The organism is Paenibacillus sp. NPDC057934 (genome assembly GCF_042887565.1).
Lineage (GTDB): Bacteria > Bacillota > Bacilli > Paenibacillales > Paenibacillaceae > Paenibacillus_AQ.
This window is the reverse complement of record NZ_JBHVPB010000002.1, coordinates 114,584-136,888: the sequence shown is the minus strand read 5'-3', so window position 1 is coordinate 136,888 and position 22,305 is coordinate 114,584. Positions and strand designations below refer to the sequence as shown.

At 50.2% G+C, this 22,305-nt stretch carries 17 protein-coding genes; 4 read left to right on the top strand and 13 right to left on the bottom strand.

From position 1 onward, the window contains the following. Positions 1–29 precede the first annotated feature (29 nt). The 3 genes from ACFVRY_RS05145 to ACFVRY_RS05135 are packed head-to-tail and all read right to left on the bottom strand — an operon-like array spanning position 30 to position 2,953. On the bottom strand, positions 30–1,061 hold the full coding sequence (locus ACFVRY_RS05145; protein WP_387497997.1) for an ABC transporter ATP-binding protein: 1,032 nt from the start codon (positions 1,059–1,061) through the stop codon (positions 30–32). Between the two features lie 26 nt (positions 1,062–1,087). Continuing rightward, positions 1,088–1,912, bottom strand: a complete 825-nt coding sequence (locus tag ACFVRY_RS05140; protein ID WP_387497994.1) for an ABC transporter permease — start codon at positions 1,910–1,912, stop codon at positions 1,088–1,090. Between the two features lie 24 nt (positions 1,913–1,936). Further along, positions 1,937–2,953 (bottom strand): LacI family DNA-binding transcriptional regulator, encoded by a 1,017-nt coding sequence (locus ACFVRY_RS05135; RefSeq protein WP_387497992.1) that lies wholly within the window; start codon positions 2,951–2,953, stop codon positions 1,937–1,939. 355 nt (positions 2,954–3,308) lie between these two features. On the opposite strand from ACFVRY_RS05135, the gene ACFVRY_RS05130 reads away from it, so the two are divergent. Then, positions 3,309–4,226, top strand: coding sequence for a LysR family transcriptional regulator (locus ACFVRY_RS05130; protein WP_387497990.1), 918 nt, complete (start codon positions 3,309–3,311; stop codon positions 4,224–4,226). A 198-nt stretch (positions 4,227–4,424) separates the two neighbouring features. Here ACFVRY_RS05130 and ACFVRY_RS05125 read toward each other — a convergent pair whose 3' ends face one another. Then, positions 4,425–4,622 (bottom strand): hypothetical protein, encoded by a 198-nt coding sequence (locus ACFVRY_RS05125; RefSeq protein ID WP_387497988.1) that lies wholly within the window; start codon positions 4,620–4,622, stop codon positions 4,425–4,427. 450 nt (positions 4,623–5,072) lie between these two features. On the opposite strand from ACFVRY_RS05125, the gene proB reads away from it, so the two are divergent. From proB to proC, 3 genes are read left to right on the top strand one after another with little or no spacing between them, the layout of a single operon-like run. After that, on the top strand, positions 5,073–6,176 hold the full coding sequence (gene proB / locus ACFVRY_RS05120; RefSeq protein ID WP_066365419.1) for a glutamate 5-kinase: 1,104 nt from the start codon (positions 5,073–5,075) through the stop codon (positions 6,174–6,176). A 42-nt stretch (positions 6,177–6,218) separates the two neighbouring features. Next, positions 6,219–7,466, top strand: coding sequence for a glutamate-5-semialdehyde dehydrogenase (locus ACFVRY_RS05115; protein WP_387497986.1), 1,248 nt, complete (start codon positions 6,219–6,221; stop codon positions 7,464–7,466). 28 nt (positions 7,467–7,494) lie between these two features. Continuing rightward, entirely contained in the window at positions 7,495–8,364 is an 870-nt protein-coding gene (proC, locus tag ACFVRY_RS05110; protein ID WP_387497984.1) for a pyrroline-5-carboxylate reductase, read from the top strand. Positions 8,365–8,553: 189 nt separating this feature from the next. Here proC and ACFVRY_RS05105 read toward each other — a convergent pair whose 3' ends face one another. The 9 genes from ACFVRY_RS05105 to ACFVRY_RS05065 form a co-directional block, all read right to left on the bottom strand. Continuing rightward, a complete protein-coding gene (locus tag ACFVRY_RS05105) occupies positions 8,554–10,353 on the bottom strand; it encodes a sensor histidine kinase (protein ID WP_387497982.1) in 1,800 nt (599 codons plus the stop codon). Then, positions 10,346–11,986: a response regulator gene (locus ACFVRY_RS05100; protein WP_387497980.1), complete on the bottom strand. Its 1,641-nt coding sequence runs from the start codon at positions 11,984–11,986 to the stop codon at positions 10,346–10,348. Before ACFVRY_RS05100 ends, ACFVRY_RS05105 begins: the two co-directional genes overlap by 8 nt. A 27-nt stretch (positions 11,987–12,013) precedes the next feature. Continuing rightward, entirely contained in the window at positions 12,014–13,525 is a 1,512-nt protein-coding gene (locus ACFVRY_RS05095) for an extracellular solute-binding protein (protein WP_387497978.1), read from the bottom strand. Positions 13,526–13,817: 292 nt separating this feature from the next. Continuing rightward, positions 13,818–15,179 carry an ABC transporter substrate-binding protein gene (locus tag ACFVRY_RS05090; protein ID WP_387497976.1) on the bottom strand — a complete coding sequence of 454 codons (1,362 nt, stop codon included), beginning with the start codon at positions 15,177–15,179 and terminating at the stop codon, positions 13,818–13,820. 131 nt (positions 15,180–15,310) lie between these two features. Then, complete coding sequence (locus ACFVRY_RS05085; RefSeq protein WP_387497974.1) at positions 15,311–16,288, bottom strand: carbohydrate ABC transporter permease; 978 nt, start codon at positions 16,286–16,288, stop codon at positions 15,311–15,313. Beyond that, complete coding sequence (locus tag ACFVRY_RS05080; RefSeq protein ID WP_387497972.1) at positions 16,285–17,181, bottom strand: carbohydrate ABC transporter permease; 897 nt, start codon at positions 17,179–17,181, stop codon at positions 16,285–16,287. The genes ACFVRY_RS05085 and ACFVRY_RS05080 overlap by 4 nt, the downstream gene beginning before the upstream one ends. Next, complete coding sequence (locus ACFVRY_RS05075) at positions 17,174–19,330, bottom strand: DUF5696 domain-containing protein (protein ID WP_387497970.1); 2,157 nt, start codon at positions 19,328–19,330, stop codon at positions 17,174–17,176. Before ACFVRY_RS05075 ends, ACFVRY_RS05080 begins: the two co-directional genes overlap by 8 nt. A gap of 64 nt (positions 19,331–19,394) precedes the next feature. Beyond that, a complete protein-coding gene (locus ACFVRY_RS05070; RefSeq protein ID WP_387497968.1) occupies positions 19,395–21,410 on the bottom strand; it encodes a YIP1 family protein in 2,016 nt (671 codons plus the stop codon). A gap of 26 nt (positions 21,411–21,436) precedes the next feature. Then, positions 21,437–22,303: a carbohydrate ABC transporter permease gene (locus ACFVRY_RS05065; protein ID WP_387497966.1), complete on the bottom strand. Its 867-nt coding sequence runs from the start codon at positions 22,301–22,303 to the stop codon at positions 21,437–21,439. Positions 22,304–22,305 lie beyond the last annotated feature (2 nt).

Below are 22,305 nucleotides of genomic sequence, written 5' to 3'. Positions count from 1 at the left end.
CTAATTTCCTCCTTGAGTGTTTGCTTATTTTACTGTTCCGGATATGCTAGAATTTTGGCAAAGCCTACCGACACCTGTTGACCATGATGAAGCGTTCTGACCTCGTCGCGAGCCAGGAATGCACGTACCGTGCCATGTTCCTGAACATCGACCGACACCTCGGCATAATGACCAAGCACCATAATCTGCTTAATCGTCCCCTGTAGTCTACTCTCTGCGCCGCCACCGAACTGAATATCTTCCGGCCGGACAGCCACCGTAACTTTACCTGAAAGCTTGTTAGGGTTCGGGAAATTCAGTTCCCCTACCTTAATCCCGCCTTCAGCAACCACCCCCTTCAAGAAGTTCATTTTCCCGATAAACTGGGCCACATATAGTGATTTGGGCTCATCGTATATTTCCTGCGGAGTGGCAATCTGCTCGATATGTCCATGATTCATCACCACAATCCGATCAGAGATCGATAAGGCCTCCTCCTGGTCATGTGTGACAAAGACCATCGTCAGACCGAGGTCAGCTTGAATCTCGCGCAGTTCCTCCCGCATTTCGTGCCGCAGCTTGGCATCCAGTGCCGAGAACGGCTCGTCCAGCAGCAGCACTGCAGGCTTCAGCAGCAGTGAGCGGGCCACGGCGATCCGCTGCTGCTGACCGCCGGACAGCTGTCCAGGATATTTCTTCCCTGCCCCAGGCAGACGAACCAGCTCCAGCACCTGTTCAATCGCCTGATCACGTTCTGCCTTCTTCATCTTGCGGATTTTCAGACCAAACGCCAGATTATCGTACACAGTCATATGTGGCCACAGGTTGTAGCCCTGGAAGACCATGGAGGTCGGACGTTTCTCCGGCGGTGCCTTCAGCACACTTTTGCCTTCAATCAGAATGTCTCCGGCATCTGGATCAAGGAAACCGCCGATACTGCGCAGCAATGTTGTCTTGCCGCAGCCGGACGGTCCCAAGAGGGTGACCATCTCCCCTTTGCCGACATCCAGTGAAATGTCGCTTACTCCATCGCCTGTTTTATAACGTTTTGTCAGTTTCTGAATGGATAATTGGATTCCCATAATGTCCTCCTGTCCTGCACGTCAGTTTATTTGATCTGGAAGCCGCTCGACAGAACATCCGCGCTGACAAAACGCTGGGCCGCCAGCAGTAGAATAATCGTCGGAGCTGTCAGAATAATTGAGAAGACTGCGCCCGCATAAGCCGGGTAATCGCTAATAATGCCATACATCACAACAGGCATCGTTCTGAAATTGGGTACGCCGACGAGGAAAGTCCCTTGCGCTTCATCTAGAGAGTTTAGAAAGGTAAAGATTGAAGCGACGATAATACCTGGCATCGCCATCGGCAGCGTGATGCTGCGGAAGACCCTGAACGGGCTTGCCCCTACGTCGCGGGCCGATTCTTCCTGCGCCGTGTGGACATTACGGAACGCTGAGGTCGGAATCCAGGTCATGTACATCAGCACGTTGATGATATGAATCAGAATGACGCCGAGCAGCGTGTTCATCAGACCAAGCTTATAGAACAGCACTGCGATGGAGACGTAGAGTCCCATTTTGGGAAAGGCATGCGTCAGCAGGAACGAGAACAGGAAGAACTTGCTGAGCGGAAAACGAATCCGGGCAAAGGCATACGCTGCCGGAACACAAAGCACGATCGATACGGCAGTAACGATGGTAGCGATCAGGAAGGAGAGAGCGATAGACTGCGAGACTCCCTCCTGTTGGAAAACAAACTTCCACCATTTCAGTGACCATTCCCTAGGAATCATGTCCGGGTAATTCCAGTTCCCTGTAAATGCGAGAATGGCCAGGTTCAACAGAGGTCCCATGAAAAAGATCACGAATATGATAAGTGCGATAAATTCGATAATTTTCTTTGGACCCAGTGATTTTAAATACCACTTCATTACATGTCCTGCTCCTTCCAATCATTAGGTGGCCTGGTGTGATGTAGAATGCCTGATCACCAGTTCAGGCTTAAGCTCCAGTACTGTCTCTTCCACAGAATTCTCGCGAATCAGCTTGTCCAGCATGACACAGGCAACATGGCCCATTTGCTGGGTATCTACTCGAATGGTCGTTAAGGGCGGGTTCGTGATGGACGAAATATCAATATCATCGAAGCCCATTACCGCCACTTGCTCCGGGACGCTGAGGCCTTGCTCGTGCAAAAATTTCATAGCTCCCAGCCCGATCATGTCGTTAGTGCCGAATACTGCAGTGTAAGCCCCTTGTCTAAAATGCTCCCACTGTTCCCTCATCGCTCTGTAGCCTGCTTCGAATGTTGAGGCTAAGGGATAGGCAATAGCGTCTTCCGAGAAATCCAGGTGATGCTCCTGCATATAGTCCCGAAACCCCTCCAGCCGCAAATGATGGCTTCGATGGTCCTGCGGACCGGCCAGCATGAAGATCTTGCGGTGTCCAAGGCCGGTTAAATGCCGGGCAGCCTCCCGCCCCCCTTCCTGATCCCGGTTCACGATATGAACCACACCGTCCACGTTCGTGGAGCCGTTAACCATTACATAAGGAACGTCGAATTTACTAATATGATCGATCACATTCTGCTCCAGGCGGCTGATCAAGATCAGCCCGTCCACCCGTTTCTCCATCATGAAATCGGCGGATCTTAGCGACATTTCATGGTCCGTCGTTACAAATACGGAGTAATTCATCCTTGCAGCTGTTGCCAGAATGGCGTCGATGATTTTACCGTAAAAGGGATGAGATACGATGGGATAATCCCTGCGGTAGATCAGAATCCCGATATTATGCGTACGCTGCAAGACCATCGCTCTAGCGATCGCATTCGGCTTGTACTGCAGCTCCTGAATCACCTTCAGAACCTTGTCTTTAGCCTCCTGGCTTGTATAACCATGTCCCGAAATCACTCTGGATACAGTAGACTTGGATACACCCGATAGAAGAGCGATCTCTTTGATATTGCTCATAGCTTACCTCCGCTTATAGGTGTGAGATCGTTCCCACATCTATAAGATACCGTCCGAATATAAGTTTGGTATTAACCGAATCGAACGGATACGTAAAGAAAAAACGCCGGGCATTCCTATTTCTCGCCGAAAATTTTCATTAATTTCTATATCATTCAATTAAAAGCGTTCTAATATAAACGGAACGTTAAAATGATTTTCAGGACGTAAAACAAAAAGAACACAGCGAAATAACCAAAGAAGTGAGGGAATCAGCAAGAGTCATCGTGGCTGGCAGCATGATTCCTATATTAAAGGTTATAGTCATAGGTTATACTTATAAGAGAATTGATTTGATACCGGGGAGTTTTAGGATATGGAATTCAGACAACTACAATATGCGCTGCAAATCGCTGCCGAAAGAAATTTCTCAAGGGCAGCAGAGAAGCTGCATATCGCTCAGCCTTCCCTGAGCCAGCAACTGTCCAAGCTGGAAAAGGAGCTTGGGGTTCTGCTCTTCCAGCGGAATACCAGCTCGGTCGAGCTGACCCATGCCGGAGCAAAATTTGTGGAGCAGGCCCAGATCATTATCGATGCTGTGGAACTGCTGCGCCAGGAGATGTCCGATATCTCGGAGCTGCGTTCCGGCCGTGTCGTTGTTGGCAGTATGCCGATTACCGGCGCGCATCTGCTCCCGCATGTGCTGCCGATCTTCAAGCAAAGCTATCCGGAGATTGAAATTGCGCTGCTTGAGGACTCCTCCATGAACCTGGAGAAGCTGACCGCTGGTGGACAAACCGACCTTAGCCTGCTGTCCCTCCCTTTAGAGGTTCCCGCACTGGCCTACGAAGTACTGGGAGAGGAACGGATTGATTTGGCGGTTCCCGCCGATCACCCTCTCGCAGCCCGCAGCAAGGATGGAGTCCGCACTTCGCTGGAGGAGTTGAAGAATGAGCCTTTTATTGTACTGAAGGAAGGCCAGGGTTTTCGCAAGCTGACCATTGAGCTGTGCCAAGAGGCGGGGTTCGAGCCGAAGATTGTTTTTGAGAGCAATAATATGGAGACCGTCCAGTCACTAGTGGCTACAGGCATGGGGGTTACACTTGTGCCTCATTTCATCGCCCGGGCACCACGCAGTGAATTTGTGCCTGTCTACCTACCGCTGGCTGAGCCTGTACCGAGCCGGACGCTGGTCTTTGCATACCGCCGCGGGCGTTATCTCTCCAAGGCAGCGGAAGCTTTTATGAAGACGTTTCGCACAACCGTGGCTGCTCTCACGGATGAAGAAATATAACAACATACTATCCAAAGAATGCTACCCCCTGCTGTGAGATGGACTCGGCGTTCACTGTCGAGTCCTTACAAATGAGAAAAGCCGCCGGACATCTTGCAAGGTTGTCCGGCGGCTTCTTTGGTCTCCATATTTTTCACCATATAGAGTGTCTCTGCGATTTCCTTCCCCTGATCATCTATCAGAAGAACATCTGCAGCTTTATTTACGTAAATTATGCTGAGTAATCAAGCGGTTCTGATCATCCGAGAGTCGTGCAGTGCTTTCGTCCACCAGTCCTTTGGTTCCGGGATTGCCCGTCTTGTCCTCGATGAACTCGCGCAACGTATTGCTCTGAATCTCTGCAGACTCCTTTGCGGATTGGTTCTGTTCCTGTTGGACATTGTTGTCTTTACTCAAGTTTCATCCACCTCCTGGTAACAGATTATAAGTATTTTACCCGTTCCCCCCGAGGATAAACATCTTTTTCAGGACACTTTAGTCTCCTAAAATAAATAGGTCGTCCACCCTTTGCAAACCGCCCTTTCCCATGTTATTCTATAGGACAAATACTGAAACGTGCTGACGGGACCAGTAAGAACGAGTCCACCCGCGCCCAGAGAGTAAATTCCGTAAGGCTGAGAGAATTTACCGCGGTTTCGTTCTGAAGCCTACCCCCGAGCGGCCTGCGCGCAGCAGGACGGACCCTCCCGTTATGAGAATGAAGTCGGATGAACCCTCATCAATGAAGGTGGTACCGCGGAAGTGAATTCAAGCTTTCGTCCTTTGCTAAGTCTAAGGATGGGGGCTTTTTTGCATTTACCCAGAGTTCAGAAGATCCTTATTAACCTTGAGGAAGTGAAGCAAAAAGTGACGACAAGAATAGTGGTCAAAATCGGCAGCAGCTCGCTGACCGGACCGGAGGGCGGCCTGAACCACGCCGCCATTGCCTTCTTTGCAGCCGAGATTGCCGGACTGCGCGAGAGGGGTGCGGAGGTGCTGCTGGTCACCTCCGGAGCGGTAGCCGCCGGGTTCCGCAGCATCGGCTACCCGGTGCGCCCGCGGCTGCTGCATGAGAAGCAAGCCGCTGCCGCAGTAGGTCAGGCGCTGCTTATGCAGGCCTACCAAGAGGCTTTCACTAAGCATGGTATCATCGCAGCGCAAATCCTGCTCACCCGGACTGACTTTTGCAGCCGCCGAGCCATGAACAATGCCGTCATGACCGTGGAAGAGCTGCTCCGGCAAGGGGCTGTGCCTGTATTCAATGAGAATGACACGGTCTCTGTCGATGAATTGAAGTTCGGCGACAATGACACGCTGTCGGCACTAGTCGCCAATCTGCTCAAGGCTTCCCACCTGCTGGTGCTTACGGATATGGACGGCCTGTATAGTGGTGATCCGCGTAAAACACCGGATGCTGTGAAATATCATCATGTAGATGAGATTACGCCCGAGATTTACGCGATCGCAGGAGGAGCTGGCTCCAGTGTCGGTACTGGGGGCATGCGTTCCAAGATCGATGCCGCCAAGATTGCGACGCGTGGCGGTGTCCCAGTCTTCATCGGCAGGGCAGCCGAGCCGGGTGATCTAAGGCTTGCGGCCGATGGAACCGGCAAAGGCACTTACTTCGCCACTACCCTCTCTTCTCTGCCGGTTAAGAAGCAATGGCTGGGCTTCATGTCCACCCCACTCGGCACCCTGCATATTGATGCAGGAGCCGTTGAGGCTCTACTTAACGGCGGTCACAGTCTGCTCCCGATCGGGGTCAAGCAGACTGACGGCAGCTTTCATGCCGGTGATGTTGTAGAGGTACTGGGACCTGACGCCCAGCTGCTGGGGCGCGGTATTGTCAATTATGACGACAGCCAGCTTCGCAGCATCCAAGGATTACCCAGCCGCGAAATTGTACCGAAGCTCGGGGAGGTTCACCGGTTGGAGGTTATCCACCGCGACGAATGGATTACGCTGAGATAAGAGGGTCTTTTTCATACTATTTATAATCAGGGGGGAAATATGATGAGTGAAGTTGTAAACAAAGTAACCTTGGCCAAGGAGACCGTAGGGGCCTTAGTTAAATTGACCACCGAGCAGAAAAATGAAGCCTTGCTCGTGATGGCTGCAGCGCTTCAGCATGAAGCCGCTGCGATTATCGCCGCCAACGCCGAAGATCTGGAGCGCGGACGTCAGAATGGTACCCCAGAATCGATGCTGGATCGGCTGGCACTGGATGAGCATCGGATTGCGGGAATCGCAGAAGGGCTGCGGCAGATTGCCGTACTACCTGACCCAGTAGGTGATACCTTGGAGACCTTTGAACGGCCGAACGGCCTGTCCGTTGAGAAAATCCGCGTGCCACTTGGCGTGATCGGCATCATCTATGAAGCCCGTCCCAACGTCACAGTGGATGCGGCAGGACTCTGCCTGAAGACCGGCAACGCAGTTGTGCTGCGCGGCGGCTCTTCCGCCCTTTCCTCCAACCGAAAGATCGTGGAAGTGCTACATAAGGCCCTGGCCACGACAGCCCTCCCGCCAAATGCCCTGCAACTGATCGAAGACCCTAGCCGTGCTTCTGTCGATGAAATGCTGAAGCTGAACGGTCTGCTGGATGTCATCATCCCGCGCGGCGGCAGCTCTTTGATCCAGAACGTGGTAATGAATGCTACCGTACCTGTCATTGAGACTGGTGCCGGGATTTGCCATACGTATCTGGATGCAGATGCAGATCCGGAAATGGCAATTAATATCAGCCTTAACGCCAAGGCGCAGCGTCCTTCCGTCTGCAACTCCATGGAAACCTTGATTGTAAATCGGGATTACGCACAGGCCCATCTGCCAGCGCTGGCTGAAGCCTTTCGCGAGGCCAATGTAGAACTGCGCGGCTGTCCAGAGACAGTAGCTCTTGTGCCTTGGGCGCTTCCAGCAACGGAGCAAGACTATGCGACAGAATATAACGATTATATTCTGAACATCAAAATCGTCGGGGATTTGGATGAAGCAATGGGGCATATTGAACGATACGGAACTAAACATTCGGAGTGTATCGTGTCCGAAACTACCGACCATGTAGCCCGCTTCCTGCAAGAAGTCGACGCGGCTGCCGTATACCATAATGCCTCCACCCGTTTCACTGACGGCTTCGAATTCGGGTTCGGGGCTGAGATCGGCATCAGCACGCAGAAGCTGCACGCCCGTGGTCCTATGGGACTCCCAGCGCTTACATCCACAAAATATAAAGTATACGGCAACGGTCAGATCCGGGGCTAAATTCATTTTTAAAAGGGGCGTTAACCTTATGTGTCAACAGCAATCCATTCCATTGCTTAATCATGAGATCGTGTTCTACGGTGCGGGCTCCATGGCTGAAGCCATTGTCCGCGGCTTGATTAACCGCAATGTGGTATCTTCGCAAAATATCATCATGCTGAACCGCAGCAGCAACGAACGTCTGGCTGAACTTCGGGCCCGCTACGGCATTCAGGGGTCGAATGACCCTGAGCAAAAAAACGGGTATCTACGCAGCGCTCCCGTGATTGTGCTGGCTATGAAACCAAAGGATACCGCAGAGGCCTTGCGCCATCTGGGACCGCTGCTCTCTCCCGGCCAATTGGTCATCTCGGTGATTGCCGGAATGTCCATCCGCACGATGCAAGGGCTGCTGGGCACTCCGCAGCCTGTTGTCCGCTCGATGCCCAACACTTCCAGCTCCATCGGGCTTGGCGCAACCGGCCTGGCCTTCTCCAAAGAAGTGGATGAAGACAGCCGCCGTCTGGCACTTAACATCTTCGATGCGGTGGGCATCACAACCGTCATTGATGAGGAACGCATGGAGACGCTGACTGGCATCTCCGGCAGCGGTCCTGCCTACATCTATTACATGATGGAGGCCATGATCGCCGCCGGTATCCGTGGCGGGCTATCCTCCGAGCAGAGTGCGGAGCTGACGGTACAGACCGTACTCGGCGCAGCTCGGATGGTGCAGCAGACCGGTGAAGAACCGGCGGCCCTGCGCAAGAAGGTTACCTCGCCGAACGGTTCCACCCAGGCGGCGCTTGAAGAGCTAGAGCGCGGTGATTTCTTCGAGACCGTCATCGCTGCGGTGAACCGCTGCGCTGAACGCTCCCGCGAAATGGGAACGGCGCTGGAGAAAGAACTCCAGCAATAGAATTTTCCTTAGGCTTAAATCTGCAGAAATAAGCAGCTATAACCCAAACATGTAAAGCGGACGTTTCCCCCATAAGGGGGGAAGCGCCCGCTTTACTATTTTTATAACGTAAAAAGGGTATCCTTTACGATACAACGAAGCGGGATTAGATGAGGCTCCACTCAGGTCATCAGCAAATCAACACGGCGGTTATTCCTGCGCATCATCAGTCTTGTCAGTGAAATTATCGTCCAGAATCGGATGCCTGATCGTAATTCGGGTTCCCTTGTCTTCCCTTGTCTCAATCTGCAACCGATAGTGATCTCCAAAGGTGATTTTGAGACGTTCATTCACGTTGCGAAGTCCGACTCCGGAACCCTTTCCCGTTCGCTGCTCAGAATAATCCTGCTCCAGGTCATCCAGAACGGACTGAGGAATGCCCTTGCCGTTATCCGCAATGCTGATCAATAAATCCTTCCCTTCAATTCGCCCTGACAATACAACCTTCCCATGCTCGAAGTTGTCACGTATGCTGTGCTGGATAGCATTCTCCACCAGCGGTTGTAGGAGCAAGCGTATAAATTGCAGATCCAGCAGCTCCTCTTCAAAAAAATACAACACCCGCAGCGGCATACCGATTCTGGCCTGTTCAATCAGGACATAAGCCTTGACCTGCTCAATCTCTCGTCCAACGGTCGTAATATCCTTGCCTTGATTCAGGCTGAGCCGCAGCAAATTGCCAAGCGCAGATACCATTTCACCGATATCATTCTGGCCATGCTTCTCCGCCTTCCAGCGGATAGAATCCAGTGTGTTATAGAGAAAATGAGGATTGATCTGATGGCTAAGGACCTGGAACTCCAGCTCCTTCTTCACCCGTTCCGACCGCGCGGAGTCCTGGATCAGTTCATCAATCGTGCGCACAATGCTGTGGAACCCGCGAAACAGCCAGCCGATTTCATCCTTCCTCCCCTGATGAGGAATATCCATGTGGAATTCCCCTTCCTCCAGTCGCCGCATTAGCCGTACAAGCCGCAGGACCGGCTGGGTGAAGTTCCGGGTGATATACACCAGCACCCAGACGGAACAGATCAAATACGCAACCAGGAAAAAGAGCAGCAGCCGATTCAGCTTCGTTACGGGCTCCGTCAACTCCCGCATTGGTGTCAGACTGATGATGGTCCAAGGCAAGGTATCCATCCCCACATAGGCTGCCAATTGCTCGCGATCATGGATGGTATAGGTATCCACTCCCTCACTGTACAGTTTGCGCTGCTTCAGCAGCTTTGGAGAAGGAAACTGCTCTCCAGTCCACTCATTGCTGGCAGAATCAAAAATCACTTGTCCGTCCTCATTGATAATCAGAAATTTCTGTCCGTTCAATCGCTTCGTTGGAATAAAGAAACGATTGAAGTAGTGATCTGCAAGATCGACTGCCACGATGCCGCGCGGTGTTCGATTGTGTAAGCTGGTAAAGGTTTTTATGTATAGAAGCAGCGGAGTTCGGCCTGGGCCTTTGTTCATCGTTAACTGCCAAAAGGGCACCGAACTGCTGGAAGCACGATGAAACCAGTTCTCCGTACGGATCGTGGAGTCCTCCCCCAGCGCTCTCATATACGTGGGATACTGCTCCGGATGCAGCGGAAAAACACGAAGCCGCAGCGCATCCAGATGCTGCCCTTTCTGGTGAACGATGCTCAGCAGCTCAATAGAAACCGCCTGCTCCTCTTCTATATTTTGCGGCTGCCGTTCCAATAATCTTTGCAAATCCCGGTCCCCAACTAAATTATTGATCTGATCGTTCAGGTGATTTAAATAGGTCCTCAAATTCATCTCAGCCTGTTCAAGATAGCTCATGGAGAAAGCCGCATTAGCTTGTTTAATCCCCTCGACAGATTTCGTATGCGCATATCCGGAGAAGAGAATAAACGGAACTATCGTTATCGCGAAGAAGATCAGGATCATCCGATTCCGCAGGGAAGAGGTTAAACTAAGCAAGTTCCTAATCATCCACTATGCCTCTCATCCGCCGGTATTCCTTAGGCGTTATCCCGACATGCTTTTTGAATAGCTTCGAGAAATGAACCGGGTCCTTGTAGCCGACATGATAAGAGATTTGATAGATTTTGTGCATGCTCTCACCCAGCATTTCTTTAGCTTTGCTGATCCGCACCTGAGTCAGCTCTTCCAGAAAGGTTCGCCCTTTCTCTTTTTTGTACAGATTGCTCAGCCATACCGGAGTAACATGCACCGCGGACGCAACGAGTTGCAGCGACAGATTCTCCGTATACCGGTTACGAATGATGCGCTCCGCCTCCTGAACGATCTGACTTGAAGCGTTTGACATTTTTCGAAAATCGCCAGCCAATGCCAACAGGCACTGCTTAACCTGTTCCTGCAAAGATTGCAGCGTATCATACTGCTCCAGCCTATCCCATAGCGCAATAGGGTCCCTTTCCCATGACCGGTCAGACCAGCCTACTGCTGCGGCTGCGCGGTACACTTCCATCAGCCAGGTGAAGATGTGCTGCTGAACATCCCTGAGATCAAGCGAACCCCAGGATTGAACCATATCCTCGAAATCGGATAGCGTCACACGGATCTCTTCGTCGTTGCCGTACTTCACCAGGTCAATGACGGCTTTAGGCTCCCGGATTGAAGGCTTCTCATAGATCCTTCCCTCTTCTTCCTCGCCCTCCTCCATAAACAGCCGGTTGCCTCCTTGCTGGGCCTTCCGCTTCAAATATTCCTCACACCGCGAATACATTCGATGCAACTGGTGCAGCTCATGTACCGGAGGGCTGAGCGCAATACTGGCGTGAGCCTTGACGAACTGATTGATTCGCTCCAGACACTTTTCTGCCAGCAATAAACACCTCTCCGTCGCTTCATAGCCGCTATAGCTAATAATCGCTATCCAGCGCTCATGGCTATCTTTAAACAACACGGATGTCGCGCCAATCTCCTCACCGAGCGTCTGGTTGACCACATTGCCAATCCCGAACAGGATCAGCTTCTTCTCATCAACAACGCCATGACGATTCGTAAGAGCCCGCAGATTATCTGCCTCTACAATCATGAGCTGCAGCCCCATCTCTTGCATCCAGCCCAGCTTCAGTGTCTTCAGGCGGTGGGATATTCGTGTCTCCCGGCATGGATCATATTCATTCTCCACAATCTCGTGGAGCAGCTCCTCACGGAGCTTGGGCAGAGCAAACTGCATCTGGTCGTTGATATGAGCCAGCCTCTTCTGTTCCATTCGTTCCATCGTAAGGATCTCAATGGACTTGCGGACGATTTGATCCAGCTCGGTCATACTGATCGGCTTCAATATGTAGTCCATCGCGCCTAAATGAAGAGCCTGTTTGGCAAAACTGAAGTTGTTATATCCGCTGATCAGGATCGCCTTCCAGTGATAATCTTCTATCGCCTGTAGTTGCCGAAGTAAATCCAACCCCGACACGCCTCTCATCTTGATATCGGTAATAATCAGATCTGGACGGCATTCCTCAGCCAGGCGCAGCGCTTCTTCTCCATTCGCAGCCTGGGTAACAGAGCTTATTCCATATTCATGCCAAGGCACCTGCAGGCACAGCCCTTCACGTATTTCAAATTCATCATCCACAATCAGCACACTGAACATTATGCGGCCTCCCCCAATGATTAGTGCCTAGCGATTGAACAATAAATATTGATCCACTTGACGCTGTACCTCTGCGATGATGGTTTCCAGTCCATTGTCCATTTGTCGCTGCCTGTACTTTGCTACCGCGTCGCTTGTATTTCCCGCCATGCCAAATTCAATGGCCTTTCCGAGTTCTTCATAAAGCTCATCTCTTCTTTCAAGCTCCTTGTCAATCTTATAGTCAGACATTAAGCCGCCAAGTGGTGAATCCACATTTTGAGGAAGCTTGGCGAATGCAGCTTCTTCTCTCCAGAAATCTCCAGGATAGGTCTCGGTTGGCCTTAAAAATTGCGGCTTCCAGAACCCCCATTGTCCGCCCCAATCCATATAATTACTGGTCGAAAAATTCAAATTATCCGGATAACCAACAGTATCTCCTTCTAACTTATACGTCTTCCCTTCCATTCCATAAATCACAAGATCGAAGAGGGTTCTGTCTGTCTCGAGCAGATCAAGAAAGCGCAATGCCAAATCCGGGTGCTCTGAATTGCGGTTAATAGCAATAACATTAGAGGACGAAGAGCGGTTGACCTGACGCTTCTTCGGATACAGCAGCGATATTTGCTGCCGATAAGTCGAATCGATGAACCCAGGATCTGCAGCCAACGCCCATTCATGGGATGTAATCGTAAAGAGCAGCTTCCCGCTCCGCCATTGATTCGCACTATCCTCAAGTCCCAGTATAGAATCAGGATTAAGAATATCCGCTTGATTCCAACGCCTGCTCATCTCCGCGGCCTCCAAATAGAACGGCTGTTGTTCAATGGCCCTGACCTTCATCTCAGGATCTCCTATGTAGCATCCCAGCCCATAGAATCCAAGGTCCAGCCATTCTTCTCTTACCATATAAAAAGGCAGAGCTGTCACAAGAGACAGCTTCCTGTCAGGATAAGCTTCCTTGAGTTGATGGAGAAGCGTGTCAACCTCTTCTACCGTTTGAATGGAATTCAAAGGAGGGGCAATGCCCGCAAGTTCTGCCAGATCAGCACGCCACACGGCATACGGGCGCTGATTCATCTTAATCGCCCAGGGCAAGCCGACAATATCACCATCGAGTGTTGTAGACAGAAGCGTTCTATCGCTTTTATACCGTTCATTCAAATGAGGGGCATATTCAGGAAGCAAGGTATTCAGCGGCAAATATGAACCACGGGCAGCCATCTGCCGGAAAGAAGTATCTGAATCAAAATTCAGGTCCCAGCGATCGCCTGCCGCAGCCATTGCCAGCAACTTACTGGAATAGTCCGTCCATGGGATGAAGTTCACCGAGAATTTCACATTCAGCCCCTTTGATTTGACGTATTGACTGACCTCTCGCCACACTTCATCAGTAGCCGCCTTCTTCTCCCCACCGAAATACATTTTCAGTGTCACTTCAGCCTTCGCATCCTTCATCCATTCTTCAGAATCTACTCTCCCCGTGCTCGAAGTCTTATCGAAGAAGTACCCTGCCGATATTACGATCATCGTCACACATACCAAAGTCAGTATTCTCACTTTCCAAGGATGAATGGACGGCATCCTGCTTCCCTTCCCTTCTAGTGGAGTTTCTGAATCACCCCTAAATTGGTAGCGTTTTCAAAATATAGGCACTTGAAACTACAAGTACATTAATAAACTTATCTTAAGTTCATCCTTTCAGATATAAGATAATTCAAAAGTATCTAGTGCTTTTATAAATTGTTGGCAATAAAAAACGTCCCTTGCCTGCTTACGCTGGACTAGGGACGTCACTTTTTCCGTTACCTTTTATACGCATCTCGTGGCTTCATACCTCTGCTGCTTCAAATTATTTCAGGCTTTCACGTAGTTCCAAGGTCTTCTTGTTCCACGTTTCTGTCTCTGGAATAATATCGTTAATATCACGGTCACCGAAAATAATATCATTCAAAATATTATTCCAGTTATAATCACTCCAGCCCGGAACCGTCAGGCCTGGCTGAATCTTCGCATTTTCGCGCGCTAGCTTAACGGCTTCGATGTTCTTGTCTTTCCAAATTTCGGCCTGGTCATAATAAGCAGTCAGTTCATCATCAACAACCGAAGCATTTGCCCCTTGATCGATCTTCCACTTCTGGGCTTCCTTAGAGAACTGGAACTCCAGCCACAGGAAGGCTTCTTCCTTATGCTTCGATCCGGCCAAGAGCGACAATGGTCCGTAAATCGTATAACCTGGCTGGCTTACCTTGCCTTTCGGGAACGGAAGAACATCCCATTCAAAGGTTGCCTTCTCCTTCAGGTTCGGGAGTACCCAGTCCCCACCGATGGCGAATCCCGTTTTTCCGTTGATAAATTCTTTGGTTACACTACCGCTTGCTTCGGAATCTGCATTAGACTGCATGGAACCATCCTTCGTAACCAGTTCCTGGAACCATTTGACTTCATTCATAATGTCAGGGGTACTCAGCAAGCTTTGTGTCAAATCTTCATTCAAATACTGCAGATTGGCTGCATATCCGTCGGCAATCGCCTTGGTCGATAGCATCCGCATTTGAATCTCTGCTTGCGTAGTGATTCCGTATTCTCCAGCATTGCTGTCCGTCACTTTCTTGGCAATACTGCGGAAATCATCATAGGTCCAGTCATTGGCCGGCATATTAACCCCGTGTTTGGCAAGCAGATCCTTGTTCACTAGCACCCACATCGGAACGTCAACCATTGGAATCGCCAGCTTCTTACCGTTAAAGATCATTGTGTCGAAGAATCCATCCGGGAATGTCGTTGTTTTGAACACTTCACTCTTCTCAATATAAGGGCTAAGATCTTCAATGAGACCACTCTGCTCGAAAGAAATCAGGTCGGAGTCAATCTCTGTAATGTCAGCTGGGGTACCCGCCGCCTCCATAGATGCGATAATCTCCATGATCGGCTGAGAATTGACCGGAATTTGTTCGATTGTAATCCACGGATATTTCTCCTCGAACATTTTATAGAGATCATTGTAGCTATCTTTCCAGGAAATGATCTGAAGCGTAACCGGATCATGCTTTTCTTCCACCTTAGGTGTGTTGTTGACAGCGCCTTCCGTCGGGCTCGTGTCAGGTGTATTAGTCGCAGTTTGGGTATTGGTACTGCCACTGCACCCGGATAATACAAGTGACAGCATAAACACAGCGGCCAATAATGATGAGGCTACAGTTCTCTTTTTCAAAAGCTATTCCTCCCCTAAATTGAATGATTATGCTTGCCAACCTGGACGGGTGTACCAGTCATTCTACGTTTGCCCAGCATTCCCCCTTTCCAGAACTTTCATTTTCACTTCATCTGACCTATCACTTCGGCTTATTCCACAATACCGGTTCTCTCGATACCTGTAATAAACCAGCGCTGCAAGAACATGAAGATCAGCATGAGCGGAAAAATAATCAGGAAAGCGGCAGCCATCTTCGTTCCTTCAGTCACCGGATTGCTAATATTGTTCTTATTTCCGAGCAGCGAAGGGTTCAGGACGTTCTCCAGATTGTCGAGGCGAATCGACAATGGCGTGAAGCCCTTTGCCAGAAACATAGACGGCTCGTAATACATGTTCCAATACCAGATGAAGGAGAACAGAAAAACAACCAGACAAGCTGAACGAGCAAGCGGAAGCATAATTCGAACGTATAACCGGATGACAGAGGCTCCGTCCAGCTTCGCTGCTTCCTCCAGACTGGGCGGCTGTGCCCGGAAGAATTGCCTGAAGATTAAGATGAATAATGCTCCCTTAAGCCCTTGGCCGAAGATCGCCGGAACAAGAAAGACAAACATCGTGTTGAGCAATCCTAATTTACTGAAGATGACGTAAAGCGGAATGATGACTACTTGTGGCGGAATGAGGAAGGTCAACAGCACCATCGCGGTGATAAAACCTTTGAATGGTACTGCCAGTCTTGCCAGTGCATAGCCGGTCATGGAGCACACGAGCACCTGAGCAATCGAACAGGTTAGAGCAATCGTCGCTGTGTTAAACAACGCTTGCGGGTATTGCAGACCTTCTATCGCTTTTGTCATGTTCTCCCATGTGATTTCTCTGGGAATCCACTTTACGGCGGGATCAAGCAGATCGCTAACCGTCATGAACATGGTGCTAATCATATGCAGTAGCGGCTGCAGGTACAGATACGCCACAATGGACAACAGCATATAGATGATTAGCTTGGCGATCAATCCGTCAGACAGGTTCCTGCCAAGCAGGACCATCTTGAACCGCTGACTGTTCCGGCTCCACATGACGCTCTTGATTCGCTGCTGAAGCCCCCGTATTCTAACAGGATCACTCATGACCTTCTCCCCCTCTGTCGCAAACTCCGGTTGAACAATGCCAGCACAATACCGATCAATACAAAGATAAAGGCGAAATAAATCCAGGCCAGCGCACTGGCATAGCCGTAACCGGTATTTACCTTGAACATATTCTCCCTGATATGCGCCAGCACCGGGTTAAGCGGGAATGTAAACAGATCGATAATCGTGTACAGCATATTTAGACTGATAAATGGCAGGCTAGACGGCAGGGTAATTTTCCAGAAGCTGTCCCACGGTGATGCTCCGTCTATTCGCACGGCTTCATAGATAGAGGGTGATATAGTCTGAAATCCGGCGATAAAGATTAATATTTGTACACCGGAATACCATAGAATCAGGACGATACGTCCCAGAACCTCCATCACGGTAAGAGCCAGGTCCCCACCCACATACTCACGAACAAGCGGCTCCAGATTGTACTGCTCTAGAAACGGAATGTCGCCTGCTCCCTGTGTAAATAACTCGGACAACACCTGACCTGTAGCGAAAATTACAGGCAGGAAGAACAACGCACGAAAGAGAAATCTCCCCGGAAACTGCTGATTGAGCAGCAATGCGATAAGCAGGGCGAAGATCACGATGATCGGCACCATGAGCACCATTTCCTGAAAATAGGTAATCATCTCAATCGGGAAAACACTGTCCTTCAGAAAGGCGTCCTTGTAGTTCTGAAACCCTAGCCATGTATATTGGAAGCCTCCCGGTACGACAGCTACCTTGTGCAGCGACATATAGATCGACCAGCCAACCGGAATCGCCACGAAGATAAGAAACCCGATGATCCAAGGCAGCATGAACATTAGCCCGGTTCCGTATTGCTTCACATGATAACGGAGCGCTTCTCTTCTGTGCACGGTCAACTTACTCATAGGTGCCCGCTCCCTTCTCTACCTTGAAGCTTTTCGTGGAGTAATCCACGATTACCCTTGTTCCATCCTCATACATGGTTGCGTACCGCTGATCTGCCAGACGCTCATGCAAGGTGATCTTTTGCGAATACAAGCTGCTTAAAGCATCGAAGTTCTCGTATTCCTTCAGTATTCGATCTTCCCATTTGCCGAAGCTGCTGCTGTACAAGAAGTTCGCCCCCGTATTCTTGAGTTTACGGGAATCGTCATGGGTCACGAAGAACGAAGGCAAAGCCCCATATTCAATCGCCTTCAGAAACTCCACCTCTTCATCATCGCGGAGATTTCCCTCTTCAAAGGTATAGGGAACGAAGCCGTGGAGAACGATCGGATAGAAGGGTACCGTCTCATCAACCATAAAGTCATAGCTGGACTCTGAGGGCAAGCCGTCAATATAATCACTAGCTCCAAGCACATAAGCATTGCCCCGGAACACTCCGGCTGTTCCAAGCTCCTTGCGCGTATAATTCAAAAGCTCGGTATAGATTTGCTTCGTATAATCTCTGGTACGAATACCGGAAGACTCATAGTCGTTGAGGAGTAACTCCCCGATGGCACTGTAGTGAATACCCTCCACACCTATTTCCTTCAGTTTACTGATGGTATTCGCCGCACTTACAGCCGTGTATATGGGCTTTGCGACATACCAGTCTCCATCCACAAACGCCGTTCCGTCGATGCCTCGTATGGCATCCTGCTTGGGCGAGAAGGAAGATTGGCTGTCAATCCATAAGAAATCTTCGTAGAAGCTGACGCCGACTCCCCTTTCCTTCATATGAGTGGCAAAAGATTTGGCGCCTGCCTCCCCGCCAAGTGCCTCCTCAATGGGAAACCGCTTCTCCATGTTATAATCACCCTGATTGGTCCAGCCAAAGTAAATGGTCTGGAGCGAGGGTACTCCCCGCTCCTGCAACCGGCGGACAATGTTCTCAGCTTGCGCAAAGGTAGTCGCCGCCACATATCGAATCTGTCCGAATGCCTGCTCATAGTTCCCGCCCATAATCTTCAAATAGAGTGGAATATGCGCGACGGGTTCCAGCTTTTTGCCCAGAGTTCCCTTCTCCTGCAAATACTCGCGGTAAGTGGCAGCCATGCCGGAATAGTTGGCCTGCTGATCATTCAGGAAGCGATATTCGATTTCACGGTCACGATCCAATTTTTCTTGCTGAACAGCCTTACTCGGTGCAGCTAGCCTGCTCATACGATAGAGATATTCTTCTCTGTAGATCTGGCTGGAGAAGACATTGAAGAAGGAGGATTTCATTCCCGGCGACAATGCCGTTACATTAGCGGAATCCTCGCCTTCCGTCATAATCGCTACAAAAGCATGATCATTCTTCTTAAGCCCGAATACGGGATATGCGATAGTCTCCCGCCGCTGGCCGGAGCGGGTCCAGTTCCCGGAATTCGTCATTTCGCTGCCGTATACCTGGTGTATATAACCTCTGGATAACTTCGCGTGTGCGGTATCGTAACGAATGAGTCCACCCGGACCATCGGGTACAAACAAGTAGCCGTCATCCTGAGACGAAGCAGCGCCGAAGTACGGCAGAATATCCAGGTTGAACAGAGCATATTCTCCCTCCTCCTTAATTCCCTTGGAAGGTACCCTTACTTTCAGACCTGCCTTCGTTAACTCATATTGCACTGTGAAGCCCAGACCCTTCGAGGGGAAGAAGTAGGAGATCTGCAGCCCATCGCCTTGACGGATCATCGACGCCTTCATGTCTTTAACCGCATTGCTCAGTGACTCGCGAACGGTCTGATCCTTTCCCTTCGTACGGACATGAGTCAAGGCAAATGGCGATTTCAACTGCTCCAGCAATTGACCCTTGACGTTCTCGTGTTTCAGCTCCGCATCACTAGGATTACTGGTCCAGCGATAACCGCTTGTTTTATCAAGGACAGCAATCTCCGTGGTATCGGGACGAACATACAAGCCATAGCTGTCGTTCTCGCTGACCAGAGCATAACCATCCACTCCCACCGAAGGTTTCCAAGCCTCGCCCTCGTACAATACACTCTCGGAAACCTTCGGCATCGTCATGCCGGTTTTGGCGAAGCTGGCTTCTGTCGTCAACTCCCAGGGCCGTAAGAAGAACAGAACCAAAAGTCCCAGTACGAATACGGCAACAGCAATCCACCTGATCTTGAGGAATAGTGATTTCGCTAGATTAATGATAGAAGTTCACCTCTTTGTACAGCTCATAGAAAAAGTCGTAGAGATTATACGACAATCCGAAAACGATAAAGCCAAACAACCAGATGGTAACGATGGCAAAGACGGATATCGCCGAGTTTTTGAACGTCTCCAAAAAGTCGAAATTATGAATGACCTGGGTCATAACAAAGAACATGGCCAACATCCATAGCGTCGCTAATGTATCGAGCGAATGAACCAATACTGCCTCATCAAGAGAGGCCAGATTGGACAGAATTAGCACTGGAATGGTGATGAATAAATACGGTGACAAGGCATACACACTGCCTTGAACGACCTCTCTGAACTTGCCCTCGCCATCCTTGATGCTGCAGACCAGATAGTTGGCGATAATCCAAGTGAGCCAAGGAACAATGAAGAATGCCAATTCTCTAAGCGCATTTACGTTCCTAAGTTCAACGGGATTGAACAGGAAACCGGTCCAGTATATCCTGGCGATCTTCACAGCAATGACAGACAAGAACAGAGCTATCGTAACCCATGGCGCAATTCTGGCCTCCTTGATCCGATAGAACCCTTCGTATGGATGGATCATCACATAGCCAAAGTTTCTAATGTCCTGCAGCGGTTGCTTCCATGAAGAAGGTGTAGGGTACTTGCGGCGAAGAGCTCTCAGTCCCCGGACACCAAAGTGCAGCAGTAAGAGTCCGCTGATGATTCCAATGACCAGCATCACAAAATGTTGTTGCAGCCATTCCAGGCGGATTTGCCAGAACGCTTTGGAGTAACCGTCTGTGTCAAAGGCGACCTTCATGAATTTGAGTGCATCAGCATGATCATTTTCATGCAAGTAGACCTTTCCAAGCCCCTGAAAGCTGCCATTATACATGTCATTGCGGGCGTATACCGACTCCCAATAAGGCTTGCTGGCTTCGTATTTGCCGCCTGCGTACAAGGCCAACGCTTGCAGCACATCCACTCCGAATTCGGTGCGGACATACTTATGAACCATGTTCGTGCCACTGTCCGAGATCCAGACGGCGTTCTTGGAATCTACAGCAATGCCGGTAGGGTATCCGATGACACCATATTGCTGGGTTTCTTTATCAATGAATCCGAATGCAAAGAGCACGTCTCCGGTATGGTCGTACAGGTTAATACGCATCGAATCCAGATCGATATTATACAGAAATCCCTCCTGCCCAATCGCAACATCGACGATTCCATGGCCATTGTACATCGCTTTGTTCTTGAAACCGTCCACGCCGCCTGCATTCAGCTTGCGAATGGCTCCTTTGCCTTCCCCGCCGGCTGTAGCCGTATAGATGAAACCATCAGCATCCATGGCTACGTTCGTTATCGGCTTAGGAAGCGCAGGCTTCTCTTGGGCAAGCTGCTCTTTGTTCAGCACAAGCTGCTTCAGCCGGCTGAGCATGTTTTGATCGGCCTTGTTGGCACCGAAGTGCCCCATGAATTCTCCTTCCGGACTTAATCGGACCAGCCCCTGATAGGAGGAGTTAAGCTGGATATACATCACTCCGCGCCGATCGACCACCAGCTTGACAGGCACAAAATGATCCGATCCAAGGAGTGGTGTGTCCGGCTTCTTATATTCCCGCTGATAAGTGCCATCGGAATCAAACACGGCAATTCGTTGATTGCCGGAATCGGCTACATATACGTCCCCGTCCGTTGTCACGAAGACACCTTCGGGCGCCGCGAGCTTCCCGCTTCCTTCGCTGGCTCCAATCGTTCTTTGTACCTTTCCGTCATTATTCAGCACGATGACCTGTTCCAGTTCCTTATCCACCACGTATACCTCATCATTGGGGGCAACCGTAATATCTACCGGGTCTCCGAGCTCAATCGTAAGCGTTTCCGCAGGACGGTAGATCGGCTGAATTCGGAACCAGGATGACTGATTGCTGTCATAATAAGCCGTGATATAGGGGAGCCGTGCTAGAGCAGTGGACGGAAGCAATGAAATGAACATCAAAACTAATAGGGGTATGGATAGCCATTTTTTCATGATTCCGACTTCCTTTGCTGATGACATCATTTAATACCGGAGTGGACCATCGTCTCCAGCACTTTGCGCTGAAAGAGCAGAAAGATGATCAGATTCGGTATAAAAATAAGCAGACCGGCTGCGGCCGCCATATTCTGTCCCGCTACGCTATTCTGCAGGCCGCTTAACAAGCTGTTAACATAGAAGGGCAGCGTTCGCATCGCTTCCTTCTGCATGAACAAGGTCGATGTTTCCACATCTCCCCACACGGTCTGAAAGGTCAGGATTGAAATGGTGGCAATCGCCGGGACAGAGAGCGGCAGTACGATTCGCGTGAAGATTCCCAAGTGACTTGCCCCGTCTATCCGGGCGGCTTCCATCAAATCGTTCGGGATCTGAGAAATAAAACCGACCAGCATAAACACCGCAACAGGTGAGGCCAGCGAAGGCAGAATATGCCCGAAATACGTATTATTTAGCCCTAATCCGTTGATGATGAGGTAGCGCGGGATCGACACCGTCTCCGGAGCAAACATCAGAGACAGCGTAATCAAAGATAGAATCAGTCCCTTGAAATGGAATTTGTACTTCGCCAGTACATAAGCCGCCATCGTGCTGACTACAATGACGCTGAACAGCGTCAGCGATACTACGAACAAGCTGTTAAACAAATAGCGTGTGAAGGGCACCGTCGCGTTAGATGCGTGCAGCAATAGCACTTCAAAATTGTGAATCGTAGGATGCTGTACTAAAAATCGTGGCGGGAACAGAAACAGCTCATTTTTCGGCTTGAAGGCATGGCTGAATATGAAGATGATCGGCAGTGACATAAAGGCTGCCAATGCAGTGAAAACCGTAACCAGCACTACCTGAAAAGGCGAGACTTGGCGGAGCTTGCGCAGTCTTGCGATCATAG

What these genes read in the sequence shown, in the direction of transcription:
- ACFVRY_RS05145 (WP_387497997.1), bottom strand. Translation starts at nt 1,061, where the DNA reads ATGGGAATCCAATTATCCATTCAGAAACTGACAAAACGTTATAAAACA.
- ACFVRY_RS05140 (WP_387497994.1), bottom strand. Translation starts at nt 1,912, where the DNA reads ATGAAGTGGTATTTAAAATCACTGGGTCCAAAGAAAATTATCGAATTT.
- ACFVRY_RS05135 (WP_387497992.1), bottom strand. Translation starts at nt 2,953, where the DNA reads ATGAGCAATATCAAAGAGATCGCTCTTCTATCGGGTGTATCCAAGTCT.
- ACFVRY_RS05130 (WP_387497990.1), top strand. Translation starts at nt 3,309, where the DNA reads ATGGAATTCAGACAACTACAATATGCGCTGCAAATCGCTGCCGAAAGA.
- ACFVRY_RS05115 (WP_387497986.1), top strand. Translation starts at nt 6,219, where the DNA reads ATGAGTGAAGTTGTAAACAAAGTAACCTTGGCCAAGGAGACCGTAGGG.
- proC (WP_387497984.1), top strand. Translation starts at nt 7,495, where the DNA reads ATGTGTCAACAGCAATCCATTCCATTGCTTAATCATGAGATCGTGTTC.
- ACFVRY_RS05105 (WP_387497982.1), bottom strand. Translation starts at nt 10,353, where the DNA reads ATGATTAGGAACTTGCTTAGTTTAACCTCTTCCCTGCGGAATCGGATG.
- ACFVRY_RS05100 (WP_387497980.1), bottom strand. Translation starts at nt 11,986, where the DNA reads ATGTTCAGTGTGCTGATTGTGGATGATGAATTTGAAATACGTGAAGGG.
- ACFVRY_RS05085 (WP_387497974.1), bottom strand. Translation starts at nt 16,288, where the DNA reads ATGAGTGATCCTGTTAGAATACGGGGGCTTCAGCAGCGAATCAAGAGC.
- ACFVRY_RS05080 (WP_387497972.1), bottom strand. Translation starts at nt 17,181, where the DNA reads ATGAGTAAGTTGACCGTGCACAGAAGAGAAGCGCTCCGTTATCATGTG.
- ACFVRY_RS05070 (WP_387497968.1), bottom strand. Translation starts at nt 21,410, where the DNA reads ATGAAAAAATGGCTATCCATACCCCTATTAGTTTTGATGTTCATTTCA.
- ACFVRY_RS05065 (WP_387497966.1), bottom strand. Translation starts at nt 22,303, where the DNA reads ATGATCGCAAGACTGCGCAAGCTCCGCCAAGTCTCGCCTTTTCAGGTA.